13 protein-coding genes and 1 tRNA gene are annotated in these 16,626 nt (G+C 48.6%); 8 read left to right on the top strand and 6 right to left on the bottom strand.

The features are described from left to right. The first annotated feature begins 195 nt into the window (after positions 1–195). Both ACE3MQ_RS26205 and ACE3MQ_RS26200 read left to right on the top strand, forming a co-directional pair. Entirely contained in the window at positions 196–1,245 is a 1,050-nt protein-coding gene (locus ACE3MQ_RS26205) for an ABC transporter substrate-binding protein (RefSeq protein WP_379398384.1), read from the top strand. Between the two features lie 168 nt (positions 1,246–1,413). Then, the gene (locus ACE3MQ_RS26200) at positions 1,414–2,208 is read left to right on the top strand and encodes a DUF3298 and DUF4163 domain-containing protein (protein ID WP_379398382.1); all 795 of its coding nucleotides are present in this window, start codon (positions 1,414–1,416) and stop codon (positions 2,206–2,208) included. Between the two features lie 289 nt (positions 2,209–2,497). Here the strand turns inward: ACE3MQ_RS26200 and ACE3MQ_RS26195 are convergent, their stop codons facing one another. From ACE3MQ_RS26195 to ACE3MQ_RS26170, 6 genes are all read right to left on the bottom strand, one after another. After that, positions 2,498–3,232, bottom strand: a complete 735-nt coding sequence (locus ACE3MQ_RS26195; RefSeq protein ID WP_379398380.1) for a DsbA family oxidoreductase — start codon at positions 3,230–3,232, stop codon at positions 2,498–2,500. A gap of 25 nt (positions 3,233–3,257) precedes the next feature. Further along, complete coding sequence (gene ade / locus ACE3MQ_RS26190) at positions 3,258–5,057, bottom strand: adenine deaminase (RefSeq protein ID WP_379398378.1); 1,800 nt, start codon at positions 5,055–5,057, stop codon at positions 3,258–3,260. 91 nt (positions 5,058–5,148) lie between these two features. After that, positions 5,149–5,745 (bottom strand): ATP-dependent Clp endopeptidase proteolytic subunit ClpP, encoded by a 597-nt coding sequence (gene clpP / locus ACE3MQ_RS26185; RefSeq protein ID WP_379398376.1) that lies wholly within the window; start codon positions 5,743–5,745, stop codon positions 5,149–5,151. 339 nt (positions 5,746–6,084) lie between these two features. Beyond that, positions 6,085–6,159: transfer RNA gene (locus ACE3MQ_RS26180), tRNA-Arg, on the bottom strand. Between the two features lie 112 nt (positions 6,160–6,271). Then, positions 6,272–7,600, bottom strand: coding sequence for an ABC transporter substrate-binding protein (locus ACE3MQ_RS26175; RefSeq protein ID WP_379398373.1), 1,329 nt, complete (start codon positions 7,598–7,600; stop codon positions 6,272–6,274). Between the two features lie 132 nt (positions 7,601–7,732). Next, complete coding sequence (locus ACE3MQ_RS26170; RefSeq protein WP_379398371.1) at positions 7,733–8,947, bottom strand: ABC transporter substrate-binding protein; 1,215 nt, start codon at positions 8,945–8,947, stop codon at positions 7,733–7,735. Between the two features lie 326 nt (positions 8,948–9,273). Between ACE3MQ_RS26170 and ACE3MQ_RS26165 the strand changes: the two genes are divergently transcribed. From ACE3MQ_RS26165 to eno, 6 genes are all read left to right on the top strand, one after another. Next, positions 9,274–10,335, top strand: coding sequence for a sugar-binding transcriptional regulator (locus ACE3MQ_RS26165; protein ID WP_379398369.1), 1,062 nt, complete (start codon positions 9,274–9,276; stop codon positions 10,333–10,335). 83 nt (positions 10,336–10,418) lie between these two features. Then, positions 10,419–11,429 carry a type I glyceraldehyde-3-phosphate dehydrogenase gene (gene gap, locus ACE3MQ_RS26160; protein WP_379398367.1) on the top strand — a complete coding sequence of 337 codons (1,011 nt, stop codon included), beginning with the start codon at positions 10,419–10,421 and terminating at the stop codon, positions 11,427–11,429. Between the two features lie 252 nt (positions 11,430–11,681). Further along, positions 11,682–12,863 carry a phosphoglycerate kinase gene (locus ACE3MQ_RS26155; RefSeq protein ID WP_379398365.1) on the top strand — a complete coding sequence of 394 codons (1,182 nt, stop codon included), beginning with the start codon at positions 11,682–11,684 and terminating at the stop codon, positions 12,861–12,863. Positions 12,864–12,896: 33 nt separating this feature from the next. After that, positions 12,897–13,649 (top strand): triose-phosphate isomerase, encoded by a 753-nt coding sequence (gene tpiA / locus ACE3MQ_RS26150; protein WP_379398363.1) that lies wholly within the window; start codon positions 12,897–12,899, stop codon positions 13,647–13,649. Then, the gene (gene gpmI, locus ACE3MQ_RS26145; RefSeq protein WP_379398361.1) at positions 13,650–15,197 is read left to right on the top strand and encodes a 2,3-bisphosphoglycerate-independent phosphoglycerate mutase; all 1,548 of its coding nucleotides are present in this window, start codon (positions 13,650–13,652) and stop codon (positions 15,195–15,197) included. It abuts the gene before it with no gap. 73 nt (positions 15,198–15,270) lie between these two features. Further along, the gene (gene eno / locus ACE3MQ_RS26140; protein ID WP_379398356.1) at positions 15,271–16,560 is read left to right on the top strand and encodes a phosphopyruvate hydratase; all 1,290 of its coding nucleotides are present in this window, start codon (positions 15,271–15,273) and stop codon (positions 16,558–16,560) included. The last annotated feature ends 66 nt before the right edge of the window (positions 16,561–16,626 follow it).

The raw sequence follows: 16,626 nt of genomic DNA, 5'->3' as shown, positions 1-16,626 counted from the left end.
TGCCTTCACCCTCGAAGAGCAGATGCTTTCGCAGCATGTTTCCCTTGGAAACATTTTAAATGCTCATGTAGGCTTCTATAACCTGAAGCGTTTTGGAAAAACGCACATCAGAGAGTAGGATTCGGATTCAGTGCTGAAAAGAGGACTTTTTAAACATGATTTAAACTAGGTATTCAAGAGAGGAGACCAAATAAATTGAAAAAAATGAAATGGGCTGGCGTGCTGCTGGCAAGTATGCTCGTATTATCCTTGCTGTCAGGTTGTGGATCATCGGGAAAGCAGACGCTGAATATATACAGCTGGGCCGATAATTTCGATGCGGATGTACTGGCTGATTTTGAGAAGCAGTATGACGTAAAAATCGTCTATGACGTATTTGCCAACAACGAGGATTTGCTGGCGAAGATCAAAACGGGCGGCAGCGGCTACGATCTGATTCAGCCTTCCGATTATATGGTAGACACCATGATTAAAGAGGACTTGCTCGTACCGCTGAATATGGAGAATATTCCGAATTTCGAGAACATCGATCCTGCTTACAAGGATCCTGTGTTCGACCCGGGCAACAAATATTCGATCGTATATATGTCGGGCGTAACGGGCATCGCTTACAACAAGAAGTACATCAAGGACGAGATCGATAGCTGGGAAGATCTGTGGAACCCGGCGTACAAAGGGAAAGTGCTTCTGCTCGACGATAACCGGGAAGTGATCGGGATGGCCCTGAAAAAGGCCGGCAAATCGAACAGCTCGATGGATGAAGCGGAAATCACTGCTGCGGTGGATGATTTGAAGCAGCTGTTGCCGAGCGTGCTTGCTTTTGATACCGATAATATCAAGAATAAAATGATTCAGGAAGAAGGCTGGATCGGCACAGTATGGTCGGGCGACGCCTCCGTAATTGCCAAGGACAACCCGGATGTTGCATACGTAGTGCCTAAAGAAGGCGGAACGATCTTTGCGGATAATTATGCGATTCCGAAGGACGCGAAGAACAAGGAGCTGGCGGAGAAGTTCATTAACTATATGCTGGAGCCGGAGGTTAGCGCGAAAAACTACGAATCGATCGGATACAGTGATCCGAATATCAAGGCCAAGGAATTCCATAGCGATGAATACAATGCCGATACGATGATTAATCTTTCTGCGGATGAACTGTCCCGCACGGAGTGGCTCGGCGACGTTCAGGATAAGCTGCAGCTCTATGACCGTTCCTGGACGGACCTGAAGAGCGGCCGCGATTAATTTGCTTTTGAGATCCTATTAAGTTTTAGTAAACAGAACAGTGGAGCGCAATGCGCTTCACTGTTTTTTTGTCGTTTGCGTTTCGCATGGGTAGGAGCATGATTTAGTGGGAAGAAGGACATAATTCGACTATCCAAGGAAAGAGGTGACGTAAAGATGGAAAGGTTCATGATAAAACGGATAGGGATAGGAGTGGTTGCGGCGGTTTTGTTCTCGGCTGGTATGCTGGTAGAGGGAAATGCGGAGGAACATGCCCTTCAAGCAGCGTCAGAAAGGGTGATTCCTGCCGTGCAGGCAGCTTCTCAGTTGATGAATGTTTCCAGCCCGGCATCTCCGAATCAAGGGGTTAAGGTGGAGACGCGAACGATGGAGAAGTCTCTGCCGGGGGCTTCCATCAAGGCGGAGTATCCTCATATTAGCGGTTTGAAGAATAAATCCGTTCAGCGCAAACTGAATTCCTTCTTTAAAGCCAGAGCCGAGGCATTTGTAGGGAAATCCGTCCAAGAAACGAAGCAAAGTCAGCCATCCCCGAGCGGGCATAAGTATGAGTTCTTGGGCGGCTACAATTTAACGTATAACAAAAATGGCATCCTGAGCCTTTACGAGCAAACCTATGCTTATACGGGAGGAGCTCATGGAAACAGCCTACGGGAAGGGATGACCTTCCGGCTGCAAGACGGCAAGCTGCTTACACTTGATGAGCTGCTGCGGGCCAACCCGGACTATCGCCAGATCGTCGATCCGGCTATTGCCCAGCAATTGCAGCAAACGCCGGGCTATTTCGGCAACTTCAAGACCGTTGGGCCGAATCCGTCGTATTATGTTAAAGACGAGGGGATCGTCATATTTTTCCCGCTCTATGAGTACTTGCCCTATGTGAATGGGTTCCCAGAGTTTTATTTCCCTTTCTCACAGCTATTGCCAGCAGGCACGAATCCGTTTGACTTTACGAGACGGAATTAGGCCGTCAGGAGCAGTGATGGAAACAGCAAAGAGGCTTTTCCCAGGGGTAATTGACCTTACGGGGAAGCCTCTTTCTCTTGCGATAAAAAGTAATCATTGAGGCGGTTGCTTTGTTGGTATTATTTCGTTATGCTAATCTTCTTTGATTATTCGGAAACGTTACAAGCAATTGTAACTTAGCGTGAAAAAGCTCCCCTTATAGCAGCAGATATCATTCATTAACCTGTCAACTATATAAGGGGAGCATATACCTATTCAGGCAACCTCGTGCTATTGCTTTAGTAGAAAATTAAACGGAGCAGGAGCCGTCCGAGCAGGAAGGATCGGAATCCGGGCCGGCCCCCGAATTGCTGCTGGCCTCGCCATGGATCACTTGTAAAGGCTGCTGCTGCTCTTCCTGCCATACTTGTTGAAGCGCTCCTAGGAATGTTCCGCTTGGCTGTGCGCCGGATACGGCGTATTTATCGTTGATTACGAAAAACGGAACGCCGCTGATGCCAAGTCGTGCGCCTTCCTGCAGCTCGTCCGTGACCGCACGGTCCAAGGAGGCTTCCTTAAGGACATTGAGCGCCTCTTGCTCGTTAAGGCCGATCTCGGCAGCTAGTCGGGCAAGTGTAGGATGATCTCCTAGATCGAGCCCTTCCGTGAAATAGGCTTTGAACAGCCGCTCCGCCAGCTCGTTGGCTTTGCCATGCTGCTTGGCGAATTGCGTCAGCTGGTGCGCATCATGGGTGTTCGTTGGGATGACGCTGTCCATACGGTATTCCAATCCAACCTCAGCAGCCTGCAGAGTGACTTGATCGTTCATTTGTTTAGCTTTTTCGTAGGACATGCCATACTTCTCGGCTAGAATCGTATTCATATCCTTCCCGGTATTCTTCTGCGCATCAGGGGCGAGCTCGAAGCTTCGGAAGCTCACCTCGACTTGATCCCGGTGAGGGAACTGCTCCAGAGCTGCTTCGAATTTTCGTTTGCCGATATAGCAGAACGGGCAAGCGAAGTCTGACCATATATCTACTTTCATAGTGTACCTCCTTAGGATTCGTTGTTTACCCTTCGACAATTTCCACGGGGATCAGCTTGAACCCCGTCACATCAACCAGGCCGCGGTTCGAGATGCGGATGTCAGGAATGACCGGTAAAGCGATCAGCGAAAATGTCATGAACGGTGCATTTAGCGGACATCCGAGCTGCTTCCAGGCGGCAGCCAGCTGCTTTACTTCTCGAGTTACAGTTTCCAGTGGCTGATCCGACATCAGACCAGCGATAACCATAGGTACTGAGGCGAGTATTTTACCATCCTCGACCGCAATCATGCCGCCGCCGAGCCGGGCGAGCTCGTTGGCCGCCACGGCCATATCGTCCGCATTCGTACCCATGACGAGAAGGTTATGGCTGTCATGAGCTACCGTGGATGCGACCGCTCCTCTTTTCAATTGGAAGCCTTGAGCAAAGGCCAGAGAGATTTGTCCTGTTCCATGATGGCGCTCAATGCACGCTATTTGGACGATATCCTGTCCGGGATCCGGCTGGATCATGCCCTCGGATACGCGTAATGTGGCGACGGCTTTGGCCGTACGGGCGCTATTCTCTATCGCTTGAATCAAATGTACTTTGGTGCTCGTTCCCTGGCTTCGGCTGGGAAGAAGGAAATCAGCCGCGGTCAGCGGTTTGGCTATATGAACCGACTGCCGAATCTTTTCCGGATAGACATAGCTTGGGAACTGGGCTAACAGCTCGCCGCCGCTATAGACCAGCTCTCCGTTCGTAATAACGGTAGAAGGCTCCATATCACGTAAGTCGTCGATGAGCAGCAGATCCGCACATTTACCGGGGGCGATTCCACCGATATCCCCATCCAACTTAAAGTAACGAGCTGTGTTGATCGTCCCCATCTGAATGGCTGTAACCGGGTCAACCCCTTCCTCGATGGCACGGCGGACGACATGGTTGAGGTGGCCTTTATCGACAAGAGTTTCTGGGTAGACATCGTCGGTGACGAGCATAATGTTATCGGTTCGAACATGATCCTCGGTAACGACTTTAATGACTTCTTTGACGTCATGCCATGCGGAGCCCTCGCGGATCATCAGGTGCATGCCGAGTCTTAGCTTAGCCAGCCCCTGCTCCCGCGTGACCGTCTCATGGCAAGAGGTGACTCCTGCGGCGATATAGGCTTGAAGCTCAGCTTCGTCATCACTAGGGAAATGGCCGGTTACTGCTTTGCCGGATTGCATGGTGGCTTTAATTTCCCCAGTCATTTTAGGCTCCCCGTGAACCACCCCAGGAAAGTTCATTACCTCGCCCAAGCCGGCAACGCCGTCCCACGTCATGCCTTCGGCGATATCCGCGACATGAAGCTCGGCGCCTGCATCCTCTAAATCCGTTGTGGAAGGAACACAGGAAGGGAATGTCGTGTACACTTTAAGCGGCAAGCCGCGGCCTTCTTCATGCATGAGGCGGACGCCTTCCGTCCCGAATACATTGGCTATTTCATGCGGATCCATGAATATCGCTGTAGTTCCTTTAGCTAGCGCAGCCTTGGAAAATTCGGTCACGGACAGCATTGTGCTTTCTACGTGCATATGGCCATCCAGCAGTCCAGGGGAAATATATCGTCCTGCGGCATCGATTACCTGTGTATTGGCTCCAATGGTATGTGTGGCCTGGCCTACATAAGCGATGCGGCCATGTTTGATGGCGATATCTGTGTGGCCTATCAGTTCGCCGGTATATACATTCACCAGCGTGCCGTTGGTCACAACCATATCCGCAGGCTCCGCCCCTAAGGCTACCTGACCCAGGCTGTGGCTAATATCATATTGTTTGTTTATCCGGTTGCTGCTCATCCTTCAGTCGCTCCTTTGTCTGTAGCACACAAATTGCAAGAAAGACTGTCCTCCAAGCTATACTTGGAGAACAGCCTTATATAAGTAACAGTTATACTCCCTCAGGGGTCACTCTTTCGATGACTTTATCGACGATACCGTATTCCATAGCTTCGGCAGCGCTCATAAAGTAATCGCGATCCGTGTCTTTCTCGATCCGCTCCAGCGGCTGACCGGTACGTTCCGCAAGAATATGATTCAGTTTATCGCGCATTTTAAGAATGCGTCGAGCGCGAATCTCAATGTCGGTCGCTTGTCCTTCCGCACCGCCGAGCGGCTGGTGAATCATGATTTCGCTGTTAGGCAGCGCATAGCGTTTGCCTTTGGTACCTGCATTCAGCAGGAATGCGCCCATGGAAGCGGCAAGTCCCACGCAAATCGTCGATACGTCCGATTTAATGAATTGCATCGTATCATAAATAGCCATGCCTGCTGTGATGGAACCGCCTGGACTATTAATGTACAAATGAATATCTTTGCCTGGGTCTTCTGCATCCAGGAACAGCATTTGAGCGATGATGGAGTTGGCAACGACGTCATTCACTCCGCTACCAAGGAAGATAATACGGTCTTTCAGCAGTCTGGAATAAATGTCGTATGCGCGTTCTCCGCGGTTGCTTTGTTCAACGACCATTGGAATATAACTCACCGATAAAACCTCCTTAGATTGGTTCAAGCTATTACATGCGTCCCTTGCGTAAAGGTTGGACCGATAGCGAAGTTAGCAGTATAGCTTCCATTGTAATATAAATTTTGGTATCGATTCAATCAATCTCATAATTGACGTAATCGAGAGATATTAACCTCATCATAAACAATTTTAAACAGAAAGTCAAAGATGGTCAAACTATTAAAAAAAGAAAAGCACCTTAGGTGCCTTTTGGAAAAACTGTGAAATTGAAAAAAAATTCTATCGACGTACATTCTAAATTTTATAATCTAAAAAAAGCCTTATGCAGGCTGTATGTAGCAGAGGTTGAAAATAAGATGGCGCGCCCGCGAGGAATCGAACCTCGATCTCAGGCTCCGGAGGCCTACGTCATATCCATTGGACCACGGGCGCAAATTTAGCGTAACAAAAATGATTATATGGCATTGGAAGACAAAATTCAAGTGGGAATTTTTATATGCCAACACGCTCTGCCGGAAAACGTGTTGGCGGCATGTACGCTTTTTTATTTCCCTTGCCTCTTCAGTTCAAGTTCAATGATTGCCGCATCGACAGCCTCTTGACCTCGCAGTTCGACTTCTACGAGCGCTTCCTCCAGCGTTAACTCATCCCGCAGAAGCCGATCGAGGACGGATTGTGCGGTAAGCTGAAAAGCATCCAGAATATCCGGCTCGACCCTTGTATACAAGTCGATATAATCAGGATTGGCCTTTAGCGAATAAAGTGGGGAGAGATCATGCTCGCTAACCGGATGGACATATTCAATCACGGCCGGCAATCCGAAATTGGGCTGCTTTTGGGCCAGCATCGGGCTGTTGAGGGAATCTCCCGTAATGAATTTGACGAGATCAAGCGCTTCTTCTGGATGCTCCGAAGCCGAAGAGACACCAAAATAGTCGAATATCTCATAAAAGTTGGAGGTATCCGGACTTAGCGGGTCAACGGGTGGGCTTACTACTCCCCAATCGATTCTCGTTGCGCCTTCAAAATGTGAGAATGGCTCAAAGTTGTAAGCTAGAGTATTGGAGCTCACGGTCATTGCTGCATCCTCCGTCAAAAAAGCGGGATGCTTCATGGAGTCCAAACCCTCTGCTTGATCATAAACGACTCCGGCTCGAAAGGCCTGAACCGCAGTGGACCAGATCGATTTCCACCTTTCGGTGTTCATCGTAACTTTCATGGTATCGGGATTGAAGTAAGACAAGTTCTCGGTCTCCCCAGCTTTAAGGATGTAATTCATCGTTACGTTTTGATAATAGTTCATTTGGATGCCATATAATCGGTTACCCTCTTCATCTACGGTAGGGAAACGTTGTGCCAAAGTGAATATATCAGCCCAGCTCATCCCGTCGTAAGGATAGGGAACGTTATATTTGTCAAATAATTTCTTATTGAAATACAATGCTTCACTGTGAAAGGTCGGAGCCAGCGCGTAGTAGCGGCCGTCCTGCGAAGCAGAGCTAAGCAGGGTGGTAACGACCGGTGAGAGCTCGCCATTATTCGTTGATGGGTTTAATAACGGCGGGACTATCTGCCTAAGCTTACCTTGTTCTATTGCTGCTTTATATTGATACATTCCGTTTAAATAGATTACATCAGCTTCCGTATCGAAGCTGTTACCCTCTGTTCGGAGCTCATCCTGGAGAACTTGGATTTCGATATGGGGATATGATTTTTGAAAAGCATAACCGAACATCTTATAAAACTGCTGTGCAGACGGATAGCTGACTTTGAGCGTGATTGGCTGATTCTGCTGGGGCCTTTGACAACCCGCAAGTGCGTTTATAGTGAAAATAAGCAATAAGATCATGAATAGTCCGCGTCTCATTGACATATGTAGGCTCCTCCTTTAAGTGGAGAATAGGGTGGGATGACCCCACCCTCAATCTTTTACCAGCTATCTGATGCATAATCCTGGGCATATTTTCCCCCGGAAAAATAAGTTCTTATAGAACTAATCACATAGTTAATCATCTTCTAATGAAATTTCTGCATTCGCAATGACGGCTAAAGCTTGTTCTGAGGTCATCTCTCCGGTGAGGATTTGCTCTACAGCTCTGTTAAGAAGATCATATATTGAATTGGGTACGAAGCTTGCGCTATTAGTGGGTTTAAGTTTGTAAAAGGCCTCAATATTGGTATTGCTCTGTCCCATAAAAGTATAAGCGGTAAGCGAAGAAAAGCCATGTACAGATCGATACGACCATTTAGCAACTTGATCGGACATAAAAAACTGGATTAATTCCCAGGCTGCATCACTTTCGGTTGAGGTGCTAGGAATGGCCCACATCCCATCCAAAGCATAGTGATGACTTGAATCTGGCTCCGATGGATGTGTTGGCATCGTGACCAGCTTCCATTCTAATGTCGAGTCTTGCTGCTCTAAAAGGGTTAATTCATCATAAGTTATGACCGACATGGCATACTCGCCTGTTATAAATAGGTTGTTATTTAAATCATGGAACTCAATATGGCCGTCTCTTAGCGGCTCCTGAACTAGTTCTAGTAATTTTGTCCATGAGGGGCTGTTTAAGGTGATACGGTTTGTATCCTCACTGTATGCTTGGAGATTCTGGGTTTGTCCTACATTAATTAAAAAGTGGGCCGCTGTTGGGTAAGAAAGCGAAAGCCCTTTTGGAAATTGGCGGGTTAACTCGATAATTTCTTCCCAGGTCATTTGATCCCCCGGATATTCGGCGCCATACTGGTCAAATATATGAGGGTTATAAGCTAGTGCGCGGCCATAGAAGGTGGGCGCTAATCCGTACAACTGTCCATCTCCATACTGCTTCATGAGCTCTACAATACTAGGGACGTAGGAACCTAGAGGGAAGGAAGTTTTTTGTATGTAAGAATCAAGCTCTTTAAGTAGTCCGTTATTTTTAAAAGATTGCAGATAATCTGGCGGCAGATAAATCAAATCTACAGAGTTATTGGCGGCCCATTCCTGAATGGATTGCTTCCCAGTAATCAATTCATTTGTCGGGATAACATTGTAATTTAAATGCGGATATTCAATCGCCAACAAGGACGAATATCTGTTTTCAAACTGCTGCTCTGAGAAATAGCCGATATTTAGGGTGATGCCGTTATCGTTTAATTCGGAAGAGCTAGGCTGACCTATACATCCGGATAAAAAAATAGTACAAAAGACGAGAATATACGTAATGAAGATACGCAATCAATACACCGCTTTTCCCATATTTGTAATTACATTCCAGTTAATTATATGCTCAACTCTACTATTTGTAAATAGAAAAAACTAGATTGCTAACTTCTTAACGAAAAAGGACTTAATAAATTATTTTTTAAAATTATTTTTTGATTTAGAGAAGTTCCTTGAAAGTTGTTGTATAAGTGCCGCAAAGATAGAGAATTATAGGGACATCACACTTGCAACAGGGACCAAAATTGGTTAAAATATCAGTGGGACTTAAAAGGTTAACCCGGGACATTTTAAGGCCATAGGAGAAGGAGAGAAAGACGAAGCTTGCAGGAGTGGAAAGCATGCGAACTATTTTAGAAATGCAGAAGCAGCTTCTTCCAGATCTCATGGAAATTCTCAAGAAAAGGCATACCATACTTCACCAGATCATGTTATCGGATGTGATTGGTCGCAGAACCTTGGCTCTCTCGCTAAACATGACAGAACGTGTACTGCGTGCCGAAACAGATCTCCTGAAGGCTCAAGGCCTGATTGAAATCGAGAATATAGGCATGAGGGTTAGCGATTCGGGCAGGAAGCTGCTGGAAGATTTGGAGCCGATTGTGAAGGAAATATTCGGTCTTGCTAATCTGGAGGAGAAGATACGTGAAGCCTTTGGATTGCGCAAAGTCGTGGTCATCCCTGGAGACTGGGAAACCTCGCCGCTCACAAAGCGCGAGCTTGGTCTGGCAGGAGCAAAGGCGCTGCTAGGCGCCATGCGCGGCGGAGACGTCGTAGCGGTCACAGGCGGCACGACGATGGCCGAAGTAGCGGAGCAATTGAATCCGCCGGCGAATGCGGCATTCAAGCAGAATTGGTTCGTGCCAGCGCGTGGAGGGCTCGGAGAGAGTCTGGAAATTCAGGCGAATACGATTGCTTCCGGCATGGCAAAGCGGGTTGGAGCGGGTTACCGCTTGCTGCATGTACCTGATTTGTTGGGCAAGGAAGCGTATCAGTCACTGGTGCACGATCCCAACATCCAAGATATTGTGAGTACGATTCGCCAGGCGCGGATTGTCATACACGGCATCGGGGATGCGATGGAAATGGCTCGCCGCCGCAAGCTCGATTCCTCAATGATTGAGGAGCTGCAGAAGGAAGGCGCAGTCGCAGAATCATTTGGTTATTATTTCGATGAAGAAGGCGTAGTTGTTCACAAAATGCTGACCTTGGGACTCCGTCTGGAAGACATCAGGAAGACGGACACGGTGATCGGAATCGCGGGCGGCAAAAGCAAGGCCAAAGCTATATACGCGGTGCTGCAGTTCGGACATGAAGACATTCTCGTCACGGACGAAGCCGCGGCAATGGACATCGTGAGCGAACTGGAGCAAAAAGAAAAACAGCAGAACAGCGCAATTTGATCGCATAACCTTATTTACTCATGACGGGCTTTTATCAGGCTGGTCTTGAATAATAAAAAAACAAACACTGGGAGGATCTATCAATGAGTGTAAAAGTAGGTATTAACGGTTTTGGACGTATTGGACGTCTTGCTTTCCGTCGTATTCAAAACGTGGAAGGTATCGAAGTAGTAGCAATTAATGACTTGACCGACGCTAAAATGTTGGCTCATCTGTTGAAATATGATACAACTCAAGGCAAATTCGATGGCGAAGTAGAAGTTCATGACGGCTTCTTCAAAGTGAATGGCAAAGAAGTTAAGGTTCTTGCTAACCGCAATCCTGAAGAGCTTCCTTGGGGCGAGCTTGGCGTTGACATCGTTCTGGAGTGCACAGGCTTCTTCACAACGAAAGAAAAAGCTGAGCTTCACTTGAAAGGCGGCGCTAAGAAAGTTGTTATCTCCGCTCCTGCTACAGGCGACATGAAAACTGTTGTTTACAACGTTAACCATGAAATCCTGGATGGTTCAGAGACAGTAATTTCCGGCGCTTCCTGTACGACAAACTGCTTGGCTCCTATGGCTAAAGTTCTTCAAGACAAATTTGGCATCGTTGAAGGCTTGATGACGACGATCCACGCTTACACAGGCGACCAAAACACACTTGATGCTCCTCACGCGAAAGGCGATTTCCGCCGCGCACGTGCAGCAGCTGAGAACATTATCCCTAACACAACTGGTGCAGCTAAAGCGATCGGCCTTGTCATCCCTGAACTGCAAGGCAAGCTTGATGGTGCAGCACAACGTGTGCCTGTAGCTACCGGTTCCCTGACTGAGCTTGTAACTGTTCTTGAGAAACAAGTTACAGCAGCTGAGATCAACGAAGCGATGAAAGCTGCTTCCGATCCAGATACTTATGGCTACACTGAAGATGAAATCGTATCTTCCGATATCAAAGGAATCACTTACGGTTCCCTGTTCGATGCTACACAAACTAAAGTTCTTACGGTTGGCGACAAGCAATTGGTTAAAACAGTAGCTTGGTATGACAATGAAATGTCCTACACAGCACAACTCGTTCGTACGCTGGAGTACTTCGCTAAAAAAGCTAAGTAATCCCTAAATAAAACCTAACATCAAAGAGGAGCGACCTGACCGCAGGACTCCTCTTTGGTTCATGATTGAAACCAGAAAACCAAGCTTTATGAGTTTCTAGATCTGCTTTTCATAAAGTCATAGAATCGACATTCACACACACAAATTATATAGATATAAAGCACCGCTTAGGAGAGAAATCATTCAAGAGAACGCGTGGCGTATAAATGGCGTTAGTCCATGGCCGCCGCATACCTTAGGAGGAACGTGGAGATGAACAAGAAAAGTGTACGTGATGTGGAAGTAGCCGGCAAACGCGTGTTTGTCAGAGTCGATTTTAACGTCCCGGTTCAGGATGGTAAAATCTCCGATGATACTCGAATTCGTGAGACGCTGCCTACCATTAACTATTTGGTTGAAAAAGGCGCGAAAGTTATTCTTGCAAGCCATATGGGACGTCCGAAAGGCCAAGTGGTTGAATCCCTGCGGTTGAACCTGGCTGCTGAGCGTTTGTCCGAATTGCTAGGCAAAAAAGTAGCAAAAGCAGATGAAGCGGTTGGCGAAGCGGTCAAAGCCCAAGTAGCTGCCCTGAACAACGGCGATGTACTTGTATTGGAGAACGTTCGTTTCTACCCGGGCGAGGAGAAAAACGATCCAGAGCTTGCGAAGCAATTCGCCGAGCTGGCTGATCTGTTCGTGAACGATGCGTTCGGTGCGGCTCACCGTGCACATGCTTCCACGGAAGGCATCGCTCATCACCTGCCGGCGGTATCCGGTCTGTTGATGGAGAAAGAGCTTGCCGTTCTCGGCAAAGCGTTGTCCAACCCAGATCGCCCGTTCACTGCGATTATCGGCGGTTCCAAAGTAAAAGACAAAATCGATGTCATCGACAACTTGCTCAACATTGCTGACAACGTACTGATTGGCGGCGGTCTGACTTATACCTTCTTCAAAGCGCAAGGCCATGAGATTGGTAAATCTCTGTTGGATGATACCAAGCTTGATGCATCGCTCGAGTTCATTGAGAAGGCGAAGAAGCTGGGCAAGAACTTCGTGCTGCCTGTAGACGTAGTTGTAGCGGACGACTTCAGTGCGGATGCGAATCATAAAGTCGTGGACATCGACAGCATTCCTGCAGATTGGGAAGGCGTGGATATCGGACCGAAAACTCGCGAAATTTATGCGGATATTATCAAAAAATCGAAATTAGTCGTGTGGAATGGGCCGATGGGCGTATTTGAAATCGATATTTTTGCGGGCGGTACTCGCGAGGTAGCTGAAGCCTGCGCATCGACGGAAGGCTACACGATCATCGGCGGCGGCGACTCGGCAGCGGCAACCGAGAAATTCAATTTGGCGGATAAAATGGATCACATCTCCACAGGCGGCGGCGCTTCCTTGGAATTCATGGAAGGCAAGGCGCTTCCGGGCGTTGTGGCTCTGAACGACAAGTAACACTATTTAGTGAAAGATAAAGGAGTGAACCGCATGAGAACACCGATCATTGCAGGGAACTGGAAGATGTTCAAAACCGTTCCTGAAGCAAAAGCTTTCTTCGAAGCGGTAAAGGGTAAAGCAGAAGTAGAAGGCGTAGAGAGCGTGATTTGTGCTCCTTATATCAATCTTCCGGCTTTGGTCGAAGCGGCTAAAGGAACGAAGATCAAAATTGGCGCTCAAAACCTGCATTTTGAGGATGAAGGTGCATTTACCGGTGAAATCAGCGGGGGAATGCTGAAGGATCTGGGCGTAGATTATGTCATTATTGGGCATTCGGAGCGCCGGGCTTACTTCGGAGAGACGGATGAAATCGTGAATAAAAAGGTTCATGCTGCATTCAAGCATGGCTTGACTCCGATCCCTTGTGTCGGCGAGAAGCTGGAAGAGCGTGAAGCTGGCCAAACGAAGGAGGTTGTTAAGGTTCAGACCGAAGCAGCCCTTCAAGGATTGTCTGCGGAGCAGGCAGCGCAGGTTGTCATCGCTTATGAGCCGATCTGGGCGATTGGAACCGGCAAATCCTCGACAGCACAGGATGCGAACGAAGTCATTTCTTACATCCGCAGCCTGGTTAAAGATTTGTACAACGATGAAGTTGCCGGCAAAATCCGCATTCAATACGGCGGCAGCGTAAAACCTGAGAATGTGAAGGAATATATGGGCCAAAGCGATATCGATGGCGCGCTAGTTGGCGGTGCCAGCCTGCAGCCGGCTTCTTATATTCAACTGGTCGAGGGGGCGCAGTAAATGGCAGCTCCAAGACCTGTAGCATTGATCATCATGGACGGTTTCGGTCTTCGGAATACATCGGAAGGCAATGCGGTTGCCCAGGCTCACAAGCCTAACTACGACCGCTACCTGAAGCAGTATCCGAACACGACCCTGACTGCTTGCGGCGAGGCCGTGGGCCTGCCGGAAGGGCAAATGGGCAACTCCGAGGTAGGCCACTTGAATATCGGGGCGGGACGCATCGTATATCAGGACTTAACCCGGATTTCCAAATCGATCCGTGAAGGCGAATTTTTCGAGAATGACACTTTGGTGGATGCTGTACGCAGCGCCAAGGCTAACGGGAAGAAGCTTCATTTATACGGACTCCTTTCGGATGGCGGCGTACACAGCCACATTGACCATATGTTCGCTATGCTTGATCTTGCGAAGAAGGAAGAGATGAACGAGGTTTATATCCATGCGTTCCTGGATGGCCGCGACGTGGCACCAGACAGCGCTAAAGGATTCATCGAGCGCCTTATTGCGAAGATCGAGGAAGTCGGAGTAGGTAAAATTGCCACGGTGCAAGGCCGCTACTATGCGATGGATCGCGACAAGCGTTGGGATCGCGTCGAGAAGTCCTACCGTGCCATGGTATACGGCGAAGGCCCTAAATATACCGATCCGATTACAGCCGTGACGGAATCCTACGAGAAATCGGTGTTCGACGAATTCGTGATGCCGACCGTTATCGTGGATGGACATGACCAGCCGATTGCTCAGGTAGAGTCCGGCGACTCTGTCGTGTTCCTGAACTTCCGTCCCGACCGGGCGATTCAATTGTCGAACGTATTTACGAACAAGGATTTTCAAGGCTTTGACCGGGGGCCGAAGTTCCCGCAAGGTCTGCATTTCGTCTGCTTGACGCTGTTTGCGGAAACCGTAGAGGGTTATGTAGCCTACAAGCCGAAGGATCTGGACAATACGTTTGGCGAGGTTCTTGTACAGCAAGGAAAGACGCAGCTTCGCATTGCCGAGACGGAGAAGTATCCTCACGTTACGTTCTTCTTCAGCGGCGGACGGGATGTCCAGCTGCCTGGGGAGACGCGGGTGCTTATCAACTCGCCGAAGGTGGCCACATATGACCTGAAGCCGGAGATGAGCGCTTATGAAGTGGCTGAGGCTGCCGTGAAGGAGATCGAATCCGATAAGCATGATGCGATTATCCTGAACTTCGCCAACCCGGACATGGTAGGCCATTCCGGCATGCTGGAACCGACGAAGAAGGCGGTAGAAGTGACCGACGAATGCGTAGGCAAAGTGGTTGATGCCGTTAAGGCAAAAGGCGGCGTCGTCATCATCATTGCCGACCATGGCAATGCCGATATGGTATTCGATGAGAACGGCCGTCCGTTCACGGCGCATACGACCAACCCGGTTCCTTTTATCGTGACCGATGAAAATGTTATACTACGTGATAGCGGCATTCTGGCCGATGTGGCGCCAACGCTTCTGGATTTGATGGGTCTGCCTAAGCCGGAAGAAATGACCGGCACCTCGATGATCGCCAGCCGCAAAGCATAAATTGTCCGAACAGGCTTCGGGCAAGAGGCTACAAGAAAAGCTTTCAAATACGCATATAAAAGGAGACTATACAATGACTATTATTTCTGACGTGTACGCTCGCGAAGTCCTGGACTCCCGCGGTAACCCGACGGTAGAAGTTGAAGTATATCTGGAGTCCGGCGCAATTGGCCGTGCTATCGTTCCTTCCGGCGCTTCCACAGGCGCTCACGAAGCGGTTGAGCTGCGTGATGACGACAAATCCCGTTACCTTGGTAAAGGGGTATTGAAGGCTGTTGAGAACGTAAACGAAATTATCGCTCCTGAAGTCATCGGCATGGATGCTTTGGATCAACTTGGCATCGACAAGCTGATGATTACTTTGGACGGAACACATAACAAAGGCAAGCTCGGCGCAAACGCGATCCTGGCTGTTTCCATGGCCGTAGCTCGTGCTGCAGCTGACGCTCTTGATCTTCCTTTGTACGTTTACCTTGGCGGATTCAACGCGAAGCAGCTTCCAGTTCCAATGATGAACATCGTAAACGGCGGCGCGCATGCGGATAACAACGTAGACGTGCAAGAGTTCATGGTTCTGCCTGTAGGCGCACCTACATTCAAAGAAGCACTTCGCGTAGGCGCTGAAATTTTCCATAACCTGAAATCCGTACTTAAAGCAAAAGGCTTGAACACGGCTGTAGGTGACGAAGGCGGCTTTGCTCCTAACTTCTCCTCCAATGAGGATGCTCTGTCTTCCATCATTGAGGCGATCGAGAAAGCAGGCTACAAACCAGGCGAAGACGTTATGCTTGGTATGGACGTTGCTTCTACTGAATTCTTCAAAGACGGTAAATACCATCTGGAAGGCGAAGGCAAATCCTACACTCCAGCTGAATTCGTTGATTTGCTGGCTTCTTGGGTGGATAAATACCCAATCGTTACAATCGAAGACGGCTGCTCCGAGGACGACTGGGAAGGTTGGAAATTGCTCACTGAGAAATTGGGTGACAAAATTCAACTCGTGGGCGACGACCTGTTCGTAACAAACACAGAGCGTCTGGAAAAAGGAATCAAGGACGGTATCGGTAACTCCATCCTGATCAAAGTAAACCAAATCGGTACGCTGACAGAAACCTTCGACGCGATCGAAATGGCAAAACGCGCAGGCTACACGGCAGTAATCTCGCACCGCTCCGGCGAGTCCGAGGACAGCACCATCGCTGACATCGCTGTAGCGACAAACGCTGGTCAAATTAAAACGGGTGCACCTTCCCGTACAGACCGTGTTGCGAAGTACAACCAATTGCTTCGCATCGAAGACCAATTGGGCGAACTGGCTCAATACAACGGCTTGAAATCCTTCTACAACCTGAAGCAAGCTTAAGATAAACATAAGCAATTCGCAGCAGACAGCCTTTGTCTAACTAGCGAGCAGATGACCTCTGAACTT

The sequence above is a fragment of the Paenibacillus lentus genome, from assembly GCF_042714055.1.
In the GTDB taxonomy this organism is placed as follows: domain Bacteria; phylum Bacillota; class Bacilli; order Paenibacillales; family Paenibacillaceae; genus Fontibacillus; species Fontibacillus lentus_A.
This window is presented reverse-complemented; position numbering and strand designations above follow the sequence as displayed.